This window comes from Pseudoalteromonas sp. SG44-8, from assembly GCF_014164125.1.
In the GTDB taxonomy this organism is placed as follows: Bacteria; Pseudomonadota; Gammaproteobacteria; order Enterobacterales; family Alteromonadaceae; genus Pseudoalteromonas; species Pseudoalteromonas rhizosphaerae.
Genome location: NZ_JACJEQ010000004.1, coordinates 149,030 through 170,118 on the forward strand (window position 1 = coordinate 149,030; position 21,089 = coordinate 170,118).

The 21,089-nt window shown below is 38.9% G+C and carries 22 protein-coding genes; 18 read left to right on the forward strand and 4 right to left on the reverse strand.

The features are described from left to right. Window positions 1–32: 32 nt before the first annotated feature. The 12 genes from H5163_RS05355 to H5163_RS05410 all read left to right on the forward strand — a co-directional run bounded on the left by H5163_RS05355 (window position 33) and on the right by H5163_RS05410 (window position 9,414). Entirely contained in the window at window positions 33–494 is a 462-nt protein-coding gene (locus tag H5163_RS05355; protein WP_182734589.1) for a GNAT family N-acetyltransferase, read from the forward strand. 503 nt (window positions 495–997) lie between these two features. Further along, on the forward strand, window positions 998–1,549 hold the full coding sequence (locus H5163_RS05360; protein ID WP_145235009.1) for a cytochrome b: 552 nt from the start codon (window positions 998–1,000) through the stop codon (window positions 1,547–1,549). A gap of 376 nt (window positions 1,550–1,925) precedes the next feature. Beyond that, window positions 1,926–2,600: a hypothetical protein gene (locus H5163_RS05365; RefSeq protein WP_182734591.1), complete on the forward strand. Its 675-nt coding sequence runs from the start codon at window positions 1,926–1,928 to the stop codon at window positions 2,598–2,600. A 126-nt stretch (window positions 2,601–2,726) separates the two neighbouring features. Next, window positions 2,727–3,128: a hypothetical protein gene (locus tag H5163_RS05370; RefSeq protein WP_182734592.1), complete on the forward strand. Its 402-nt coding sequence runs from the start codon at window positions 2,727–2,729 to the stop codon at window positions 3,126–3,128. A gap of 132 nt (window positions 3,129–3,260) precedes the next feature. Continuing rightward, window positions 3,261–3,644: a hypothetical protein gene (locus H5163_RS05375; RefSeq protein WP_182734594.1), complete on the forward strand. Its 384-nt coding sequence runs from the start codon at window positions 3,261–3,263 to the stop codon at window positions 3,642–3,644. A 431-nt stretch (window positions 3,645–4,075) separates the two neighbouring features. Next, window positions 4,076–4,333 (forward strand): type II toxin-antitoxin system Phd/YefM family antitoxin, encoded by a 258-nt coding sequence (locus tag H5163_RS05380; protein WP_149981240.1) that lies wholly within the window; start codon window positions 4,076–4,078, stop codon window positions 4,331–4,333. Then, on the forward strand, window positions 4,321–4,620 hold the full coding sequence (locus tag H5163_RS05385) for a type II toxin-antitoxin system RelE/ParE family toxin (protein ID WP_145241241.1): 300 nt from the start codon (window positions 4,321–4,323) through the stop codon (window positions 4,618–4,620). The genes H5163_RS05380 and H5163_RS05385 overlap by 13 nt, the downstream gene beginning before the upstream one ends. 307 nt (window positions 4,621–4,927) lie before the next feature. Beyond that, a complete protein-coding gene (locus H5163_RS05390) occupies window positions 4,928–5,443 on the forward strand; it encodes a hypothetical protein (RefSeq protein WP_182734596.1) in 516 nt (171 codons plus the stop codon). 549 nt (window positions 5,444–5,992) lie between these two features. Beyond that, window positions 5,993–6,988, forward strand: a complete 996-nt coding sequence (locus H5163_RS05395; RefSeq protein WP_182734638.1) for a fatty acid desaturase — start codon at window positions 5,993–5,995, stop codon at window positions 6,986–6,988. Between the two features lie 83 nt (window positions 6,989–7,071). Beyond that, window positions 7,072–7,449, forward strand: coding sequence for a VOC family protein (locus H5163_RS05400; protein WP_182734598.1), 378 nt, complete (start codon window positions 7,072–7,074; stop codon window positions 7,447–7,449). A gap of 50 nt (window positions 7,450–7,499) precedes the next feature. After that, window positions 7,500–7,748 (forward strand): TIGR03643 family protein, encoded by a 249-nt coding sequence (locus H5163_RS05405; RefSeq protein ID WP_182734599.1) that lies wholly within the window; start codon window positions 7,500–7,502, stop codon window positions 7,746–7,748. A 526-nt stretch (window positions 7,749–8,274) separates the two neighbouring features. Beyond that, window positions 8,275–9,414, forward strand: a complete 1,140-nt coding sequence (locus tag H5163_RS05410; protein ID WP_182734601.1) for a Na/Pi symporter — start codon at window positions 8,275–8,277, stop codon at window positions 9,412–9,414. Window positions 9,415–9,499: 85 nt separating this feature from the next. Here H5163_RS05410 and H5163_RS05415 read toward each other — a convergent pair whose 3' ends face one another. Then, a complete protein-coding gene (locus tag H5163_RS05415; protein ID WP_259398236.1) occupies window positions 9,500–10,696 on the reverse strand; it encodes an MFS transporter in 1,197 nt (398 codons plus the stop codon). A gap of 212 nt (window positions 10,697–10,908) precedes the next feature. Here H5163_RS05415 and H5163_RS05420 point away from each other — a divergent pair, with 212 nt between their 5' ends. From H5163_RS05420 to H5163_RS05440, 5 genes are all read left to right on the forward strand, one after another. Beyond that, window positions 10,909–12,651 carry a VWA domain-containing protein gene (locus H5163_RS05420; RefSeq protein WP_182734607.1) on the forward strand — a complete coding sequence of 581 codons (1,743 nt, stop codon included), beginning with the start codon at window positions 10,909–10,911 and terminating at the stop codon, window positions 12,649–12,651. Window positions 12,652–12,831: 180 nt separating this feature from the next. Further along, the gene (locus H5163_RS05425) at window positions 12,832–13,413 is read left to right on the forward strand and encodes a sigma-70 family RNA polymerase sigma factor (RefSeq protein ID WP_145241223.1); all 582 of its coding nucleotides are present in this window, start codon (window positions 12,832–12,834) and stop codon (window positions 13,411–13,413) included. Further along, window positions 13,403–14,032, forward strand: a complete 630-nt coding sequence (locus H5163_RS05430; protein WP_145241221.1) for a hypothetical protein — start codon at window positions 13,403–13,405, stop codon at window positions 14,030–14,032. The genes H5163_RS05425 and H5163_RS05430 overlap by 11 nt, the downstream gene beginning before the upstream one ends. 87 nt (window positions 14,033–14,119) lie before the next feature. Further along, window positions 14,120–14,383, forward strand: a complete 264-nt coding sequence (locus tag H5163_RS05435; RefSeq protein WP_182731812.1) for a helix-turn-helix domain-containing protein — start codon at window positions 14,120–14,122, stop codon at window positions 14,381–14,383. A 2-nt stretch (window positions 14,384–14,385) separates the two neighbouring features. Beyond that, complete coding sequence (locus H5163_RS05440; protein ID WP_182734608.1) at window positions 14,386–15,603, forward strand: type II toxin-antitoxin system HipA family toxin; 1,218 nt, start codon at window positions 14,386–14,388, stop codon at window positions 15,601–15,603. Window positions 15,604–15,628: 25 nt separating this feature from the next. Here H5163_RS05440 and H5163_RS05445 read toward each other — a convergent pair whose 3' ends face one another. The 3 genes from H5163_RS05445 to H5163_RS05455 form a co-directional block, all read right to left on the reverse strand. After that, entirely contained in the window at window positions 15,629–17,683 is a 2,055-nt protein-coding gene (locus H5163_RS05445; RefSeq protein WP_182734610.1) for a TonB-dependent receptor, read from the reverse strand. 65 nt (window positions 17,684–17,748) lie between these two features. Then, the gene (gene rhlP, locus H5163_RS05450; RefSeq protein ID WP_182731815.1) at window positions 17,749–18,606 is read right to left on the reverse strand and encodes a rhombotarget lipoprotein; all 858 of its coding nucleotides are present in this window, start codon (window positions 18,604–18,606) and stop codon (window positions 17,749–17,751) included. Between the two features lie 69 nt (window positions 18,607–18,675). Beyond that, entirely contained in the window at window positions 18,676–20,256 is a 1,581-nt protein-coding gene (locus H5163_RS05455) for an ATP-binding cassette domain-containing protein (protein ID WP_182734611.1), read from the reverse strand. A gap of 382 nt (window positions 20,257–20,638) precedes the next feature. Between H5163_RS05455 and H5163_RS05460 the strand changes: the two genes are divergently transcribed. Beyond that, on the forward strand, window positions 20,639–21,058 hold the full coding sequence (locus tag H5163_RS05460; protein WP_145241209.1) for a hypothetical protein: 420 nt from the start codon (window positions 20,639–20,641) through the stop codon (window positions 21,056–21,058). The last annotated feature ends 31 nt before the right edge of the window (window positions 21,059–21,089 follow it).

Sequence of the window (21,089 nt, forward strand, 5' to 3'; positions counted from 1 at the left end):
AACTAAAAATGCTACAACAGGGATTTCAGTCAATGATTGCAAAGTTAGATAATGCAAATGAGGCAGTCGCAAAGCAAATTTACACCACCTTTCAACGCTCTTATAAAATAGAAGCTGAATTAATAGGTACGCAGAATTTTCCGCCTTTATCGCGCACTGTTAATGATATACACAATTCGCAAACGCTTTTTTATGGATTTTATGACGATACTCAGCTTGGAGGGGTTATTGAACTGGTAATTATCAATGAGCGATTAGAAATTAATAGCTTAACGGTTGACCCAAAGCATTTTAGAAAAGGCATCGCCGAAAAGTTAATCCGCTATGCGTTAACTAACTTTATTGAAACAGCATCAACAGCGATAGTTGAAACCGCAGTAGTTAACGAGCCCGCTATTAAGTTATATAAAAAGCATGACTTTGTTGAGTTTAAAAGATGGACGCCCGATCACGGTATTGAAAAGCTAGCCATGATTCGAACTGGCATTGTTTGATTCAAAAGCCACAGTGTAAAAAACGTTGTAAATTCAATTTCTTTTCAATTATTAGTTTAACTAGCAAATACTTATCGAAAGGTAACCAACGGTTGTTATTTTGTTATGCCAATCACTTAAGTTTATTTTAAGTTTTACTGTTTACGCTTAACCAACCATATTTAAACATGATTTTTGAAATACAAATTTTATGTTTTAGATCACTAAATACTTAGTAACGATAGGTTACTGTATGTGGAGTATTTAATACGTACAAGGGTAGAGGTTACCTCTTCAAGCTCTCAAAACATAAGAGGTAGGTTGATGAGTAGCCATGTAATACCGATCGACTTAAATATTTAACCATTCTAGCGAGCTAAATAAAGCGCTAACTGCGTTATGATTTTTTCAAGTAGAACAACTACATGTCAAAATTTATGCCTTGTTATCACTGTATTTATCTGTCGCTATAAATGGTCAGTAACTTAACACGATTGGTATAATTTCATTTTTCGAGAGGCATTATGAATTTAAAAAACACGACAACTCATTACAATACGCTCTCCATTGCTTTGCATTGGCTTATGTTCATATTGATTGTAGCTGTTTACGCAAGCATTGAACTGCGCGAATTATTCGACAAAGGGACTACAACCCGAGATGCCTTTAAAATGTGGCATTTTATGCTTGGTTTATCGGTTTTAGCTTTAGTAAGCGTTAGGCTAATTGCTCGCGTAGTGGGTGGCTCGGCTCCTGATATAAAACCAGAACCAGCTAAGTGGCAAAATAACCTGGCCAAACTAGTGCATGTTATTTTGTATGGTTTCATGTTTGCTATGCCTATTGCGGGATGGTTAATTTTGAGCACGGCAGGCAAACCAATTCCGTTTTTTGGTCTAGAGCTGCCGCCATTGGCCAGTAAAGATTTAGACTTGGCTAAAACCATCAAAGAGCTGCATGAAACCGCTGGGGAAGTTGGCTATTACTTGATTGGATTACATGCCGCCGCCGCCTTATTCCACCATTATGTTTTATCTGATAATACGGTTGCACGAATGCGTTTGCCGAAAAAATAACAGCGAATAAAAATTTAAAAAAGGGAGATTCAGTCTCCCTTTTTTAATTTTGCTACTTTCTGTTTGACTTAACGCTATTGCCACTTTGACGAAGTTCGGCTAATAGTGATAGCCAGACATTGAAATTGACTAAATATAATAGCTAATTAAGTGCTCAAACTGTTGTTTGCGCACATATTCAAGGATATGAGCGGCGCGCGTATATTGTTTCATTTAGCTTTGCTTAAAGATAATAGAAAACTTAGTGATAGTAATACCTTAGCTAATTTGTTAAAACTGTGTAAAGTATTAATGTGAGTGTGGTCGGAGTAGAAAGATGTGCGTGTCGCATAAATACTAAAATGTTATAAGCTTTATCCAACTTTAGAGTGATACGATGAGTGATTATCAAGATTTATGTGAAATGTATGGAAGAGAAGCAAGTGATCCTGATTTTATAGATGATTTGGTTGATGAGGTTTCAAGAGATTCTAATTTAGATGAAGATGACTATGAATGGTATGAAGAAAATGAGAATAAGGATCATCATGATTTATTAACGGAACAACTAGACAGTGTAGATCAAATTTTGAATTTAACTGTTCCTGACGATGCAAAGTTTAGTTTCCTCGTAATGATTCATGCGCATGTTGTATCAGCTATAGAGGGTTATCTCGCTGGGGTATTTATTCATCAAGTATGTAATTCTGAAGTACTCACTAGGAAGTTAATTGAAAGTGATCCTGAATTTTCTAAACGAAAATTTACATTAAGAGAAATATATCAAGAGCAGGACGCTTTAAAAGTTACGGTAGCAAGTTATTTAAAAGACTTAATATTTCATGATTTGAAAAAAATTAAACCGATGTATAAGTCGGTTCTTGGATATGAATTGTCAAATCTATCATGGTTGTTTAAAGCTGTTGAATTACGTCATCACTGTGTTCATCGGGCGGGTTATGACAAAGAAGGCAATAAAATTGATCTTTCAGTTGAATCAGTTTCAGACTTATTTATGCAAGTCCATAAATTAGGTGAAGACATCAATGAAGCTATAAAAAATATTAGGTGACAGCTTATAACAAACAATTTAACAAGGACAAAAAACAGTTGGCTTTTGCTCCTTCGTCGCTTATTTTAGCCAACTATTTTTAGCCTGTTAATTGGGCATTGGTATCAATTTATCAACGGAGGTGTGATGAGTACAGGAACATACGAGGAGCCTCTTCCATGTGGAGGTAAATTGAAGGTCACAAAGTCTTCATGGGAAATTTCTTATTATTTCTCTGGTCCTGATATGAGATACAACGGTACATTTGTTTCTGTTCTAGGAAGGGAAATCAATAAATATATTGCAGCGTTTAATGAAAACTGGGAAGAGTTTGAGAAACTAAAAGCAACTATTCCTAGTGGTGGTGATTTTTCAAAGCAAGGTAAGATGAATATGTATATTCGTATCGGAAATTTCGCACAAGGAGTGTGTATTAATTCTTATCATATGCCAATCAACTCAAAACAGCAGCTAAAAAAGTTATTAGATGGATATCAATATGCATCTAAAAGAGCTCCTGAAATACAAAGCTTCTTAGCAAGTTTGTAGAGATAAAACCTAACAATCGTATTAAATCTGACATCTCATATTTTCCGGTTTTTTGCTTAAGAGAAAATGACGCAAAAAAGCATCCAACATGTTCTGCAGTTTATGCGGGTGTGTTAAATTTCAGGAGAAACAATGAAGCTCATTCTAGTAACAATCCTTTCGCTAGTATTTTCTGCTAGCACTTTAGCAAGTGAGGCAGTTGAACTTCGCCACAAAGGTGTGGAGGCAGCATCGAAAGGTGATTTTGCATCAGCTCAAAAATACCTAGATCAGAGTGCAAAACTAGGATTTTACACAGCACAAGTTGAGTATGCATATTTGCTAGAGTCTAGCCCTGTCTCAGTACAAAATAGTGTTGAGTCTTATGCTTGGTACAAAGTGGTTATTGCGCGAGCAGGTACTGACACAGAGTTCGCAAAAGAGGGTTTGGCTCGGCTAACCAAAGCAATGTCTGAGGCAGAGTTAAACCAAGCAAAAGAAACTACCACAAAATATATTGAACAATATGCCAAGTAAAAATTTAACACATATGAGCCTGAACTCATTTCATAGGCACTTGTGTTCTATTTGACAGTTTTCATTTAGTGGCGGTTAACTCTAACTCAATAAACAAATTCGTTTACTTCGTCTGTCGATGCGGCTGTTAAGCAAGTAGCTTACGGCAAACACATATAGAGGCGCTTTTATCGCAGCCAGGTTTTTCCCATATCCTTTTGGGGTCACTGGGGCACTACGACCAAATGGATTTAGAAGGTAGAGCGAAGCAGTATGCCAGAGCCGAGACATTCATCGGTTAACTTCATCATGGCACTACTCAAGAGGGCTGGTTTCATCAATCGAATATGTCAGTCTAGTTTAGTCTAATTTTAATCTACAGGCTCGTTAGCTGTGTTTCCTAAATTGCTTACTCAGTGCTACTATAGTGATACATTTTTGTGGAGGTTATTATGAGAGTAGAGTTAGTAACAACATTGAAACGCCAAGCGACGAAAATATTATCTGAGCTGCATTTAACTAAAGAGCCCGTATTAATCACCGAACATGGGCAACCGTCAGCGTATCTTGTTGATGTTGATGACTTCGAATTCATGCAAAAACGTATGCAAATCCTTGAGGCGTTAGCTAAAGGCGAGCAGGCAATAAGTAGAGGAGAAACTACGTCTAATATTGAAGCTAAAGAGAAAATGAATAAATGGCTGAAATAATCTGGACAAATCCTGCTCTGGAAGATCTAAACGATATCGCTGAATATATTGCATTGAGTAACTTGCTGTCAGCTAAAAAGTTGGTGGCGAAAATCTTTGCTAAAGTTGAACGCCTTGAAGAGTTCCCTGAATCAGGGAAAACACCGATTGAACTATCAAATCTGAATTACCGTGAAGTGATAGTTAATCCTTGTCGTATATTTTACAAAATAGACAATGATAAGGTTTTTATTTTACACATAATGAGACAAGAGCGTGATTTACGTAAGTTCTTGTTGCAAATGTAGCTTACACTAATCGGGTAGCCTGAGCTCTTTCAACATCACCCATATGCGCTTTTTATTTACAGTAAGTGCAGTGGGCGGTTCACCTCCTGTAATCACGATGTACTGATAAGGCTAGGCACTTACCACCTAAAATAAGCCACTCAAACACCTGCAAAAATGCCAATTAAAACAACACCAAGCCCTCTTTTTATATTTTACGTGAAAGCCAGTTGTCGATTGAATCAAAATAGCAACTGGGCTATGGTTAATGCATCAATAAAAATAAATTAAAAACGAGTTATTCTACAGGCTCGTTAGAGTTTTCTGTATGTCTATTGTAAACGGAATTCCAATTTCAGAACTACCAAAGGTTCTTAATCTTATCTTTGAAGATGATGTTCTTATTTACGAAGCTTATTCAGATTTCGATAAAGAAATACAATTTTTTTCTAATCGGAAGGATTTGAATGAATATGCTAATTTCAAACTCTCTGAGAATGACTTTAGGTGTAAAGATATCAACTTGACTCTCCACTACTCTGACACTGGTGGGGAGGTTTACATTGAGAAACATGATTTGGTTCCAGATAAGTGTGATGGTGCTACCTATAGATATACAGCAGATGGCTGGGGCACAATCAATTTCAATATTTTTATTGAAGGAGATTACTTCGTGTTGTTTTCGCTTCATGCAAGAGATAAAAAGGAAGCAAAAGAGTGGCAGGATACTTATCCAGAGTTTGGGTCTTTTTTAGTTTGGGAATGGAAAAATGTCAGTAAGCATTTAAAAAGACTAGAGACGTCATACAGTGCAATTCATAATAAGTTGGCAAAAAAACTCTAACAAGTCGATTATGTTCGCCCAACAATTTGGGCTGAGACTGCAAACCCGCGCGCCATATCGAAGAAAAACAGCATCAGGTCTTGCATCTTGCATTTTATTATAAAAGTCAAAAAGAAAGACCTGCCGACGGAACCATGCGAAGGTTATAGTCTCTGAAAAGGCAAAAGCTATCCCAACTTGTCAGCTAGTGATTCAAATTACTCATGCTCTAAATATCAACCGTGGGAAGCTGAAGCGTTTGAACTAGAAGATAGAGTAAGAGAAGCTTTATATAACAGGATCCCAGAATTAAAATGCTTATAACAAGCAATTAGGATCGGCAACGTCCGTTCATGGCACTCTGTCGCCATAATAATTCTTACAGGTCAAAAGACTGCTATTTTAATTTAAGTCGATTTAGCTACGGCTAACTTAACCAATTGTAGTTATATTAAAAAAACATGCTTGACTTAAATTAACGGCACTTTTATTTTTTCGTTGCTCGTTGCTCTTTCAGCGTTGTACTTTTTCGGATATCATTTGCGCAATTTTGATTATCCGTTGCTAGTTATGACCTCTTTAATTGCTAAGGCAAATATTCAAGCCATTGTTATGGCGATTAAAGCTGAAGAAGCTAAGCTTCGTCAAAAGCACCCGTTATTAGCCCATCAAAATACTATCGGGATGGCTATTTTATTATTATCACTCAGTGCGTTAATTGGGGTTGGTGCACTTTATTACTTCGCTATTATCCCTGCGTGGCTATGTATTATTTTAGCAGCCATTGCAGCGTCAATTTCCCACGAGCTTGAACACGACCTGATCCATAAACAGTACTTTAGTAACCAGCCTTTTCTACATAACTTTATGATGCTAACAGTGTGGCTAATGCGCCCAAATACTATTAGCCCATGGTATCGCCGTAAAATGCATTTACATCATCATAAAGTGTCGGGTACTGAGCAAGACTTAGAAGAGCGCTTAGTGGGTAATGGCATTAAAAAGCCATTGTTACGGGCGTTGGTAATTGTTGATGGCTTACTCGGCTTGTTAATTAACGCTAAACGTTTTAGTAAAGAAATCAAAGGGTTTAGCTTTTTTAAGGTATTTAACGCAGGGTTTCCGGTTACCACAGCGTACTTTGCTATTTTATACAGCGTAATTGTGTTCCATTTAGTTGATTTATTTACCCCACTTGCGGCTAATTCGCCGGCGTTGTTGCTGGACACTATGGCGGTGTTTGAGTTTTTAATGGTGGTGTTGATTGTGCCTAATATTGTGCGTTCAAGCTCATTAAATTTTGTGACTTCATCAATGCATTACTATGGCGGCGTTAATAACATGCTGGAGCAAACGCATGTTATAACGAGTCGCTTGTTTGCACCGTTTAACTTGTTTTGTTTTAACTTTGGCCATACCCATACAATTCATCACTTTGTGCCGAATCAACCGTTTTATTTACGCCAAATGATCAGCAAGAAAGTGCTTGAGGTAATGAAAAAACACGGTGTTCGCTTTAACGATTTTGCTAGCATCAAACAAGCAAATCGCTATCAAGCTTCTTAATATCAAGATACCAATTACTAATTGACCTCAAGTTAAGTTAAGGTTTTAAAGTCGTTATCTAACTCAATATTTAGGTAACGACTATGAACCTTAATCAAATCACTTTACCTGTCTCTGACATCGAAAAAGCAAATCAATTTTACCTGGCCATGGGCTTTACACAAATTGTAAAAATGGATCATTATTCACGCTTTGAGTGCCCTAATAAAGCTACATTTTCTTTATTATTAACCGATGATGTGTTTAGTAATGGCGCGGTTATATATTTTGAAAGCGCAGAACTAGAAAAGTGGGTCGCCTCCTTAAAAGATAAGGGCTTTGAGTTTGAATCAGTGATCACCGAGCAGCGTTATTTATGGCGAGAAGCTGTGTTAAAAGACCCATCAGGTAATAAAATTAAACTTTATTGGGCGGGGTGTAATCGGCTGAATCCACCATGGCGAGTTGAAATTACAGATTGATCGTATTCTTGCTATGTCGGGTATAAAGATATTTTGTAGAAGAGTCTGTTATGTTTGATAGTAGCCAAGTGTCTAGAATTATCGAGATGGCATGGGAAGATCGCACGCCATTTGAAGCCATTGAAAACCTTTATGGTTTAAATCATTCCCAGTTAGTTAATTTTATGCGCGACAATATCTCATCGGGTTCGTTTAAAGTTTGGCGCAAGCGCCATGCTGGCCGTACAACAAAACATTTAAAGTTACGCAATCCCGCTATTATGCGCAGCCACTGTAAAACCCAGTATAAAAACCGTTAGTACTTTTCTTATGCCGTTATTTAGCATCAAAAGATGCTAAATACTTACTCTCATTAAAGGGATCAAGTACTTTGCCTGCTATTTTATTAAAGGCAATGCTTTAAGATTAGTTTGTGTGGTTGAGTGAAGTTTAACCTAACAGTCAATAAGGTAAAATGTACGATTGCTTTATGAGCTAGTTGTCTTATGTGTCATATTACAATTTTTAAAATTAGTTATTAATTTTTCCATCATTTTAAAAGAGTATTTAAGTGTTTAATTAACAGTAGACAATAGCTCTTTTGGCTGCTCTGTAAATCAATGTAAAGGGTTGCTCTATATTTAAGCTTTTGAATATATTGTTTATTTTTATTTTTTAAAAAACTAGCGCGAAATGTAAGTTACTTTTATTTCGTAATTTAACCAATTTCGAACACGCGTTAATTTGAGTGAAATATTTCTGTAATATTCGGATGTTCTAATGTGCTTTGAAACAAAAACGTCATCAAAATGCCACAATCGGCAAGACAAAAATTGAGATTTAAACATGAGTGAATCAAAGCAGAGCACGCTATTAATTAAAACACTTAACTGGGCTGCCATTGCCTTTTTAGTTTATTTAGTATTGGTTGCCGTGGGCACTGTCAGTGGTGGCTTCAAGCTAGCGTCCGGTGGTACCGAGGGCGCACAAGAAATTTTTGCGTTTGCAACAAATCCGTTTATTGCTTTACTACTGGGGGCTTTAGCAACCGCTTTAGTACAATCATCTTCTACGGTAACGTCAGTAATTGTTGGGCTTGTTGCTGGTGGTCTGCCTTTAAGTATTGCTATCCCTATGGTGATGGGGGCAAATATTGGCACAACTATTACAAATACTTTGGTATCTATTGGCCATATTCGCTCAAAAGAAGAGTTTCAGCGTGCATTCGCAGCCTCTACGGTTCATGACTTTTTTAACTTATTTGCTGTAGCGATATTTTTACCGCTTGAAATCATGTTTGGTTTACTACAGAAACTCTCCGCCATGTTGTCGCACTTATTTGTAGGTGATGCTGACTTATCATTAAATAGCTACAACTTTATTAAGCCATTGGTTAAGCCTGTGGTAGGTGTAATCAAAGATGCATTTAGCTTTTTAGATACAAAAATGTTGGGGGCAGCGATGGTTATTGCCGGTATTTGCTTAATTTTATTCGCTGTAACAACACTTGGTAAGCTCCTTAAAAAGGCACTTGTTGGTAAGGCGAAAGACATACTGCACGGTGCAATAGGCCGTGGTCCGGTGGCTGGTATTACATCTGGTGCCGCTGTAACGATTATGGTGCAATCGTCGTCAACAACAACAAGTTTAATGATTCCGCTTGCAGGTAGTGGTGTATTTACAACGCGCCAAATTTACCCATTCACATTAGGTGCTAATATTGGTACAACTATAACTGCATTATTAGCAGCAACTTCTATCACTGGGCCTATGGCTGAAGTAGCGCTAACAATCGCGCTAGTACATGTAATGTTTAATGTGTTTGCTGTGGCACTTATATATGGCATTCCGGTCTTACGCGAAATCCCAATTAAATTGGCTGAAAAGCTGGCTGAAATTGGTACGAAGAATAAATCGGCTGCATTGGGTTATGTGTTGGGGTCGTTCTTTGTTCTACCTGGTCTAATTGTTTTAGCCGTTCGCTAATACATTATATAGAGTTAAAAAATGCGCTATGTGGTTACCCATATAGCGCATTTTTAATTTTATCTTTGCTCATTATTTAATTGGTTTAATGAGCACTTCTCATAGTGATATTACGCCCACCTAGATAACCAAATACAGCACATAAAGCGCTGGCGAAGGCACATAACCATAAGGTGGTTGTCCAATTGCCAAAGTAGCTATGTAATGAGCCTGCGATAATAGGCCCAGAGGCTGCAAGCAAATAACCCAAACACTGTGCCATGCCTGAAAGTGATGTAGCTTGACGGGTGTCATGGGTACGTAAGCTAATAAACGATAACCCTAGAATAAAACATGCTCCTGAACAAAATCCTAAGGTAATAGCCCACATTGCTGCAAACTCAGGGATAAACAGTAATCCTAATGAGCAAAATGCGGCTACCAGCGCTAATAAGCTAGTTAATATGCGTTGATCTTTAAGCTTGGCAAGTAGCGGTATTAAGATGATGCCAGGGGTTGCTGAGGCTACCTGAAATGCGCCTTGCAAAGCTCCCGCGTGTTGTGCTGTATGACCTGCTTCAATCAAAATGCTCGGCAACCAACTAATCATAATATAGGTAAAAAATGAATTTAACCCCAGCAATAAGGTAATTTGCCACGCAAGCGCCTCGTGCCATACTTTGTTGGTGTTGACACTCGCCAGTAGATCTTTTGTTGGCTTAGTATGAAGTTTTAACTGTGGTAGCCAAATAACAATACTCACTAGGGTAAGTAAGCCATAACAAGCAAGGGCTAATTGCCAGCCGATACTTTTATATTCAGCCAGCGGAATAATAAGCGCGGCATAACTACCACCAAAAATTCCCATTGCTAGTACGTAAGTAGAGGTCATCACTGCAACTTTATGTGGGAAGTCGCGTTTAATTAAACTCGGTAACAGTACGTTACCAATTGCGATACCGATGCCAATGACTGCTGTGCCTAAGTAAAGCATTGGCATAGAGTCAATCAGTCGTGAAGCCAGGCCCAAACCAATCAGAATAAGCGCAATAAACAATGATATTTCTAGCCCTTGTTTTTTAGCAAGACTTGCCGCCATCGGGCTGGCTAAAGCAAAGGCAATTAACGGCAGTGTTGTGAGCATACCGGCTTGCGAAGGGCTTAAGTTAAAGGTCAAAATTATTTGCTCAAGCACAGGAGCAAGCCCTGTAACGGGGGCGCGTAAGTTAGCGGCAATAAAAATAATGCCTAAAATTAAAATCGCAGTGGAAAATAAAGTCCGTTTAATTGGAGTTGAATACAAAACTAAAGTCACCAAGTAGATGGCAGGTAGCGTAATTATACCCCAACGCAACTGACGTTGATATTAAATTGCCAGCTGATTACTCTTTAAATTTGAATAACTTATTCTTAACAATTCCTTGTTCAGCAGGGTATTTTAAAAATAATTAACCCTACTTTTTAAAGTCATCCGTTAATAGGTTTAGTAATCCTAATTAATAACAAGGTGAGTTTATGAACCACACTACATGTTACCACTATGGTAAAAACAATTTGCGTTTGACGCTATTAAGTATCGCGGTTTTGGCTGGTTTAGCTGGCTGTGATCACACATCACGTAGCTCTGTTAAAGAGCAAGAGCAACAAACAGATGCGATCGAAGTAACGCAAACTGAAGTAGATAGTCAACAGGGGCTTGAGCAGCAAGTTCAGCTGCAAAAACGACAACGATTGCACCCGGTAAGCTACGCAGCAAGCCCTCAAGGTTTAACGCATGCAAGTGTTATGTTAATGCCGCAAATGCCACAACCAATGCCTATTGATGATGTGGTATTTACTACTGAACAAGAACGTGAAAACTATTTGAAATCCCAGCAAAACCCAGTAAAACAAGTTGGTACTGAACCGGTTTCAACCTTTTCAATTGATGTTGATACGGGCAGTTACAGCAATACTCGGCGTATGCTCAATATGGGGAAATTACCACCTAATGACGCAGTGCGAGAAGAAGCTTTTATTAATTATTTTGACTACGATTACAGTGCACCCAATAGCATAGCTACACCTTTTAATGTTCATACCGAGATGGCAACAGCTCCTTGGAATGAGCATCGGCAACTGTTAAAAATTGGCATTAAAGGTTTTGAGATTGAAAAAGCCGATTTAAAGGCAGCGAATTTAGTGTTTTTACTGGATGTATCTGGCTCTATGAATGCACCAAATAATTTACCCTTATTAAAAACCAGTTTAACCATGTTAACTAAACAATTAGATGAAAATGATTCAGTTGCCATTGTCGTGTATGCCGGTGCCGCAGGCGTGGTTTTGCCAGCAACGAAAGGCAATGATCAACAAACTATCAGCGCCGCGTTAGATAAACTGGCAGCAGGCGGCTCAACTAATGGCGAGCAAGGTATTGAACTGGCTTATCAAATTGCGGCCGAAAATTTTAAAAAAGGAGGTATTAATCGGGTGATTTTAGCCACTGATGGCGACTTTAATGTGGGCACCCAATCAATCGATAAGCTCAAAGAGCTGGTGGCATCTAAGCGCAAGACGGGGATTGCCTTAACTACTTTGGGATTTGGCCAAGGTAATTATAATGATGGCCTAATGGAGCAACTGGCAAATATAGGTAACGGCCAGCATGCTTACATAGATAACATAAACGAAGCACGCAAAGTACTGGTCGATGAACTCAGCAGTACTATGCAAATTATTGCCAAAGACGTAAAAATTCAAGTGGAATTCAATCCACAGCAGGTGGCTGAATATCGTTTAATTGGTTATCAAAATCGCGTACTCGCTAATGAAGATTTTAATAACGATAAGGTCGATGCCGCAGAGTTAGGGGCTGGGCATAGCGTGACTGCGCTGTATGAAATAACCTTAGTCAACTCCGACCATAAACAAATAGATGAGCTGCGTTACCAATCTAAAGAAGACAAAAAACTGGCTACCAGCAATGAACTCGCCTTTGTAAAAGTGCGTTATAAACAGCCTGACGCTGAGCAAAGTAAGTTGATCACTCAAGCTGTAGCAACACCTAAAGGTGAGCTGCCTTTATCGCAAGCCAGCCAAGACTTTAAATTTGCCGCCGCAGTGGCTGGTTTTGCGCAGTTATTAAAAGGTGCAAAATATACCGGAGACTGGCAGTATGAAGATTGCGCTAAATTGGCAACCGCTAACAAAGGCATAGACACATTTGGCTATCGTAGTGAGTTTGTGCAACTCGTTAATAATGCTGCGGCACTGTGATACCAATCAACTTAAATATTTAGTCATTCTAGCGCGCTAAATAAAGCGCTAACTGTGTTATAAATTTCTCAAATAGAACAACTATATGTCAAAGTTTATGCCTTGTTATCACTCTATTTATATGTCGCTATAAATGACTAATAACTTAACACGATTGGTATGATTTAAGTAAAGGATGTTATGACAGAACTAGCTGATGAGCAATTAATGTTGAGTTATGGACAAGGTGATGTACAGGCTTTTACCCAGCTGTACCTACGCCATAAAAATAGCTTATATCGTTATTTTTTACGTCAGTGCGCAAACCCGCAAGTGGCTGAAGAGCTTTATCAAGAAGTCTGGAATAAGCTGATAAAAGCGCGCTCACAGTATCAAGTGAGCGCTAAGTTTACCACTTGGTTGTATCGTATTGCGCACAATGAATTGATTGATCATTACCGCCGCACTGGTACGCAAAACAAATGGCTAGACGGTGATAATCAAGACATTGAAATTGCCGAATTTGCTGATCATAACAGTCGACCAGATGCTGAAAAGCTCGAGCAGGCTCAGCAAGCAGCGCAGTTAAAAGTGTGCCTAGCACAATTGCCACGTGAGCAAAAAGAGGCGTTTTTACTTAAACACGAAGCTGATTTTACCCTCAAAGAAATTGCCGAACTAGCGGTAGAAACAACTGAAAATATCAAAAGCCGCATCCGTTACGCGCTAGCCAAGCTAAAGCAATGTATCAAGTATAAAATGGAGACTAACAATGAGCGATAAGTTAACCGATCATGATATTGCTTCACTTTATAAACGAGGTGCAACGGAGCAACCAAGCTTACAACTTGATGAGCAAATATTACAACATGCAGCTGAAGCCGCTAATGCTAACAAAGTAACCAATATTAATAAGCGCAAACGCTTTTACCAAACTTGGTATGGGCAATTATCTACTGCGGCATCACTGGTGTTAGTCGCGGTTTTATATATGCAAAATACTACTCAGTATCTTAAGCCGTCAGAGGCAATGAATGATCTACAAATTTTAGCCGATGAACAGACTGCTTTAGCACCTGCAGCCTCGTCTGAAATGATGCAAAGCGAAGTGCTAGAACAAAAGCAGCTAGAGCAATTAAAGCAAACTCAAAGGCTTCAACGCAGTACACAATCTTACATGGCAGGACGGCAATTTGAGTCGCAAAGCATGACCGCTAAAAGCGAAGTATTATTAGAGCTTGAAATTATCACCGCAGAGGTAGCAAATAAATTTAAACGTATAGATACACTTATTGCTGATGGTGAAACAACCGCCGCTAAAGCTCAGCTTGCTGAGTTATTAGTAGCGCACCCAGAACTCAAGGTGCACTTAACTGAGCAGTATAAACAGCTATTACAGTAAAAGGTAATCTAGTTATGTTCGCTATATAGCTATATTTTTTGTTTTATACTACCATGTTCGCTATATGGCGAGTTTTTGGTGGCTGCGATGAATAGAATAGAAATAGGAAAAGCGCTTGCTCAGGCGCGAAAAGAAAAACAACTAACACAACGAGAAGTGCAAAAATTGACGAACATTAATAAAAGCACACTATCTGAAATTGAAAACGGTAAATTTACAGGATCATTGGATATCCTTGAGCGCTATACTCATTATTTAGATTATGAGCTAGCTGTAGTACCAAGAACTTTGTCTAAATCACGGTTACCTCGTTGGGATGAATTAAACGAGCTTTTTAGTGAGGATAGCTAGTGATGGCTTTTAACCTACCTGAAAAAGTACAAAAGTTGACAGTGTGTATAGATGACAAAGAGCTGGGTGTGCTAACTCATGATGCAATACACGATTATAAGCAAACGCAAAATGAGTTTAATCTATCATTAACTATGACTGAAAAAGGCATGGATGATAGTTATCGATCTGGTGCATTACACCCTATTTTTGCGCAAAACTTACCTGAAGGACATAACCGTAGATACATTGCACAAAGGCTTGCTCGTTACGCCAAAGTTAACGATATGTACTTATTAGCTTTGCAAGGAAGTGATGGTATTGGTATGTTATCTTATCAAGGTGACTTTAAATTACCGCAAGTTGATAGCGTGTCACTTAACGATATTCTTACGTATTCTGATGCACAGCCTTTATTTCCGCAGTTATTAGAAAAATACTATCTCAGGAATACCTTGTCAGGAATGCAACCCAAAGTAAGTATTCCAAGTGTTGAGCGAACAGTTCATCAAAAAGATCTGATCGTAAAATCATTTGATGAAGAGTTTGAGCTGCTTACTGTTAATGAATATGTGTGCATGCAAGCAGCTAAATATTGCGGTCTAGCACCGCCAAATACGTATTTATCTGATAACCTTGAAACATTTGTGATCGAACGCTTTGATCGTGGTGAAAGTGGCACTCAGTTGCTAGGTTATGAAGACTTTTCAACTTTGATGAAGCGTTCTTCAGATCCCGATGAAAAATATCGAGGAAGTTACGAAACCTTACTGAAAGCAACCTATTTGTACACGAATAATATGCTCGAAGTTGAAAAAATGTATAAGTACATTGTTTTCAGTTGTTTAATTGGTAACGGTGACGCCCATCTTAAAAATTTTGCGCTGCAGTACACGCCAGATATGAGCAATATTTTTGTTTCTCCACCTTTTGATATTACTCATACATTAATTTATCCAACCATTAATAATAAAATGGCACTTAATATTTGTAAGAGCAAAGAGTTCCCAGACTGTGAGCACTTAATTAAGCTAGCTAATCAAGGGTATATCGTAATTAGGAATGCGCAAGAGATTGTTGAATCGTTAGCTCAAGGGATTATCGAATATGTTTCGAGCTCACATGAAGCCTTGCTCTTAAGTGGTTTAAAAGAGTCGATTTTAGCTGGAGTTGATAAAGTGATGACTGCAACTTACAACTCAAAATCATATCGCCATGATAAAAAGAAAAAGTTTGAGTAATAGCAGAAATCACTTAATTCAATATTTACCAAGCGTAACTTGCTGAGAACATTATATTACGTGGTCGCCCAGGAAAATAACGGTCGCCAGTAAAGCTGGTGTAATCGGCACGCTCTGCATAGGCGGTATCAAATAGATTGTTAATGCGCGCGGTTAGTTTCAATTGTTCAGTCAGTTGCCATGCTGCGCGTAAATTTAGTAAGTCATGGCCTGCGTAACTGTGTTGGTTTTCAGGATCGGTGAAATAGTCACTGACATGATGCCACTCAATAGCAATTAAGGTGTTATTGGTGACTTGCCAGTTAGCTTGTAGGTTGGCGATATTACGCGGTGCTGTGTCTATGTCGTTACCGTTAATGTTTACTTCAGATAAAACTTGGTCATAGTCGTATGTGTGTATTGCATGGCTTGCTGCTAGGGCAAGTTGAATCGACTGAGTAAGTTGATAATCCAGCTCCAGCTCAATGCCACGATGATGAGTTTGGCCATCATTAATGGTGAAAAAGTCGCTGTCGCGAAAAATCACGTTTTGTTTATTCATCGCATACGCAGAGACTACATAGTGCAGTTGTTGATATTGCCCTTTGAGGCCCACTTCTAGATTGTCTGCTGTTTCAGATTCGAGATCAGCCACTTGTTGTTCGCGCTGTAGCTGATAAAGTTCAGCCGCTTGCGGCGCACGGTAACCGCGAGATAGGTTTGCATATAAATAATTATCAGCACTTAATTGATAACTCAAGCCAAGTTTAGGCGATGTATTGGTAAAGGTATTCTTACTACTTGGCGGGCGCGAGTAACGACAACCGCCAAATCCACATTCGCTGCCATTCTCGTCAGTGCGACCAGCCAGCATATTATTGGTGTAGTCGTAATCAAGCTGCTCAAAGCGTGCGCCTAAACTGATAGCGAGTTGCTGCCATTGCCAATCAAGGCTAATAAAAGGGGCGAGTAGGGTGCTGGTTACATCGTAATCGTAATGCTTACCTTGTGGCACAGTTGCTACTAAAAATGCTGAACCTTGAGTTGGCTCGTCTTGATATTGCAAAAAATCTGCACGGGTGTATTCGCTGTCTAGCCCTAAATTAACAGTTAATTCGTTTGAATACGCATGCTGCCAAAGTGATTGCACGCCAACGCCATTTTGGCTGTTTTCTTCAAGCGGTGTGCCCGGTAAAAAATGCTTAAAGAAGGTCATACTTTGATTGCGCACATACGGGGTAATGGTTAGCGTATCTTTTGCTGTTTGCCATTGTGTTTTTGACCAAAGCCGAAATGAGCGGGCTTTTCTAAATGCATCAGGATCAAAGTTTTGCTGGGCTATTTCATCGTTTTTATAGCTTTCAAAGCCTTCAATAAATCCGGCAGTTTTTTGATCTAAGTGGGTATAGCTCAATCCTGTTGTGACGGATAGATCATCACTTGTATAGCGATGGCGCAGATTGAGCTTTTCTTGGTCTACGCTTTCATCATCACGGTATCCGGTATCGCGAGTGATACTGGCATTGATACCAAATCCTTGATTGCCTAAATCTTTTCCGCTGCGCAGTTTGAATCGGTTGTAACCGTAAGAGCCTAAATCAACGCCGAGCAAATGTTCATCATAAGTGGTATCTGGGGTGATCACATTAATTACGCCATGCACAGCATTTGAGCCGTAAAGGGCAGAGCCTGGGCCTTTTAAAACTTCAATACGCTGCGCCATTTCGGTGTGCGTTTCAAACAATTCGTTAATATTGCAAAAGCCTGCCGCACGCAGGGGGATGCCATCTTCGGCTGTTAAAATACCGCCACAGGCGCCAGCGCCAGAAAGCACCGGAGAGCGCAGTGCGGGCAAATATTCTTGACCGTTACCATGTTGCACATTGGCACCTGCAACTTGCTTTAACACTTGCTCGATATGGGTCGGTGCGATTAAATCTAACTGTGCTTTAGTGATGCTGCTTATTACTAAAGGAAGAGGATCGGCGCGTACCTCAGCACGAGATGCTGTAGTGGTAATGCGTTCAATGTCGTTTTGCGCGGCGAAAGAATTAAAGGCTGTAGGTGTGATCAGCGCCAGAGATAATAATCGAGAAAGCATGAAAGCCCTTTATCTAAGATATTTCAAAAGGGCAGGATATAACCTTTTTTAGGAATTCTAAAGCTTTAGCGATAAACGCTTGTTAGTTTAATGTAGAGCTGTTTAGTTATTTGCTCGTGTTGTTTTAAAATTAACATAGCAGTTAGTAACATTAATAAGAAATATAAACTGCCACCACTGCTGCCGTCTTTATGATTAACATTGGCTATTTTGTCTTCTTTGACACGGGTTTTAAATGAACCAAGTTCAGCATCTAAGTTTGTGATCATGTCATCAACAGCTAAGCTAAAGCTGCCTTGCGACTGCTCGTTTAAGGTTTCATCAATACCGACGGCTGTACTGCGTTGCTCTACTTTGTTAATTCCCGGAGCTCGAAACAGCATTTTTCTACTTTTCACATCGAAAACAGCTGTATCAACAAAAGTTTGTACGGTGTTTTCGTTGCCAGGAATAACGTATAACCCCACAATTGTTAAATATAAGAATGCAGCATTATTTTCGAGAGTTTGTGATACTTGGTCATATGATACCAGCGCAATAATATCAACGTCATATAATCTAGATACTTGCTCAAGAGTGGTAAATCCTTGACCTCCTTTTAAATAACTACTAGGAATAACTTCAATACGGTCAATGTAGTCATATTGCATAAACTGTTTTTTTACTTTCTCAAGCAAGGCGATTTCGTCGTTACTGCGAATGCCAGAGTCATATTGGTTAGGAATAAATGCAATACCTACAGTGGCAGGTAAGTTGAGTGTTGGCACGCTTGGTTGATGGGCTTGGCGACTTTGTTCATCAGGGTATAGAAAATCCACCAAGCTACTTGAGCGCGTTTTTTGATTCGCATTTTGGCTGAGCATAGTGCTGCAGCCAGCTAACGAAGTAATTACAATCACCAAAACCAATTTTAGAGTTTTCATATTATTCCTTTTTATAATTAAGTGATCCGATGAGTTTGAACCTTGAACGATGAAAAAGTTCTCACTGTGCTATTTTAAGATAATGTTAGTTAGTACATTAGATTGCTTAATAAACTCCTCATCGTGGCTCACCAATATAAAGCTGCCAGTAAAATCAGCCAGATTTTGCGCAAGATGTTGCTTGTTAGCCAAGTCTAAGTGGTTATCGGGTTCATCGAGTAACAATAAATAGTGCTGCGCATTTTGCGCCGCTATAAGCATGGCTAATTGCATTTTCTCGCCGCCGCTTAATTGACTAATTGGCCGATAAATATTCTCTCCCTTAAAGCCAATATTCGCAAGCAAATGGCGTACTGTTTGTTGTTTTAGCTGACAGTGTTTTTCTAATGCATTGCATAAAGTGTCTGTTGCTCCTAAAAAAGAGCTGTGTTGATCGATATAAAGCACTTTACTATTTAATTGAAGCGCTGTTGATACTGGTGAATTTGCCGAGTCATTAATCATCCGGAGTAATGTTGACTTACCGCTGCCATTGGCTCCTTTTAGGTGTAACTTATCACCACTAAAAATTTGCAGGGTGATTGCTTTATTAGCGCTTGAAAATGGCAAAGTAAGTTTTTCAATAAATAGTAGGCGTTTATTGCTAGTCGGTTGCGTAAACTTTACTGTTTTAGCTTTACTATTTGGTAACTTCTGTTGAAGTGTTTGGCGTTTTTCGGTTAGGGCTTTGCGTTTGGCTGAGGCTAGCCGCTCAGAAGCGCCTTTACTTGCTTGGGCACTGTTTTTCTTAAAGTCTAACATCACTTTTGGTTGGCTGGTGGTGTTACGTTTTTTATTACCTTGTGCTGCTCTTTGTTGGGCTTTTTCACGATTAAGCTGGGTTTGCTGAAGGTGTTTTTGTCGCTCCTTGTCAAGATTATTAATTTGCTTTGTAAGCGCAGTTTGTTGCAGCGATTTCTGTTGGCAAAAATGCTGATAGTTACCCGTTTCATAATGAACACCTTGGCTGCTGAGCTCAATAATAGCATCGCATTGATTAAGTAATTGGCGGTCATGACTTACTACAATTACTTGCTCTTTAAACGCATGTAATTGGTCAATTAGCCATTGCTTTGCTGATTGGTCTAAATGGTTACTTGGCTCATCTAAAATCAGTAAATCAGGCTTTGTTTGCAACGCGCAAAATAGCATTAAACGCCGCTGTTGACCGCCGCTTAAATGCTTAATTGGCTGGTTTAATGAGGTATCAATAGCAAGGGCTAAAAGTTGTTGTTTGTAATATTGCTCGCATAACCAATCATCATTGATTAGGTTAAAGTCAGCCTCATGGCAGCTTCCTTGCTCAATACGATTAAGGGCGGCTAACTTTTTATCAACTCCTAATAGTTGTGCAATTGTGGATGACGATGTTTGAAGGTGCTGCTCACTTAATTGTTGCTGTGAAATAAGCACGCGAGTACCACTAAATTCAACATGTCCCGTACTAGGTTGTTGTTGGTTTGCCAATATACTCAACAATATTGATTTACCGCTGCCATTAGCACCAATGATCGCGGTGAGCTTTTCATTTATTGAAAAACTAAGTTGTTTAAATTGAGTTTGGCCATCAGGGTGTTGATAGCTTAAATTGTGGATGTGTAATGTATGCATAATGCCTCTGGAGTGTTCAGGGCATGGCGCGCAAAGCAATTAAAATTAATTAGGTATCGTTAAGTCGATAGCAAGATATATGACGAATTTTGCGCCCACTAACCCTGTAAATTCAAAAAATAAAACGAATTTCAACAGGTGTTAGTTATTCATTAATGCGCAAACTCCAGTAAGGTAAGTGAGTTAATAATATACGAATATGTTGTGAGCTGTCAGCCAGTTTTTATTATTTATTCTCTTTAATATAGCTAACTAATTGTTTGTTAAAACACAAAACTGTAAGCACTCACTACCTTTACAAAGTTTACAATTCATTTCATCTTTCATTCAGGCTGACTTGTTAGGCTTTAGTTATTCACACAGATTATGCTAGGAAGTAGCTATGAATAAATTAATCCCTCTGTCTTTGGCTGTACTTGGTTTGAGCCTATTACCGTTTGCAGCAAATGCTAAGCACGAGCGCGAACATGATCGTTATGAACATCGCCATGAGCATCATCATGAGCATAAAAAGCACAGTAAAAAGTACCATAAAAAATATTATAAAAAACACCATAAGTCAGCAGATTATAAAAAGTTGCCGCCGGGTTTATACAAGAAAGTAGGCTACGGGCATGGCTTACCGCCGGGTTGGTATAAAAAATATCATCGCGGCGATCGCCTTGATAGAGATATTTACCGCCGTGGTCGAGTTGTTGAGCGTCATGACCGAAAGGGGATAATTTTACTGGAAGTTGATGATCAGCTAATTCATTTAGTGCATGACACTCGAGAGATTCTCTCTATTGTTACTCGTCACTAAATTTTTACCAAGTCACAACTTGATGTAGGGT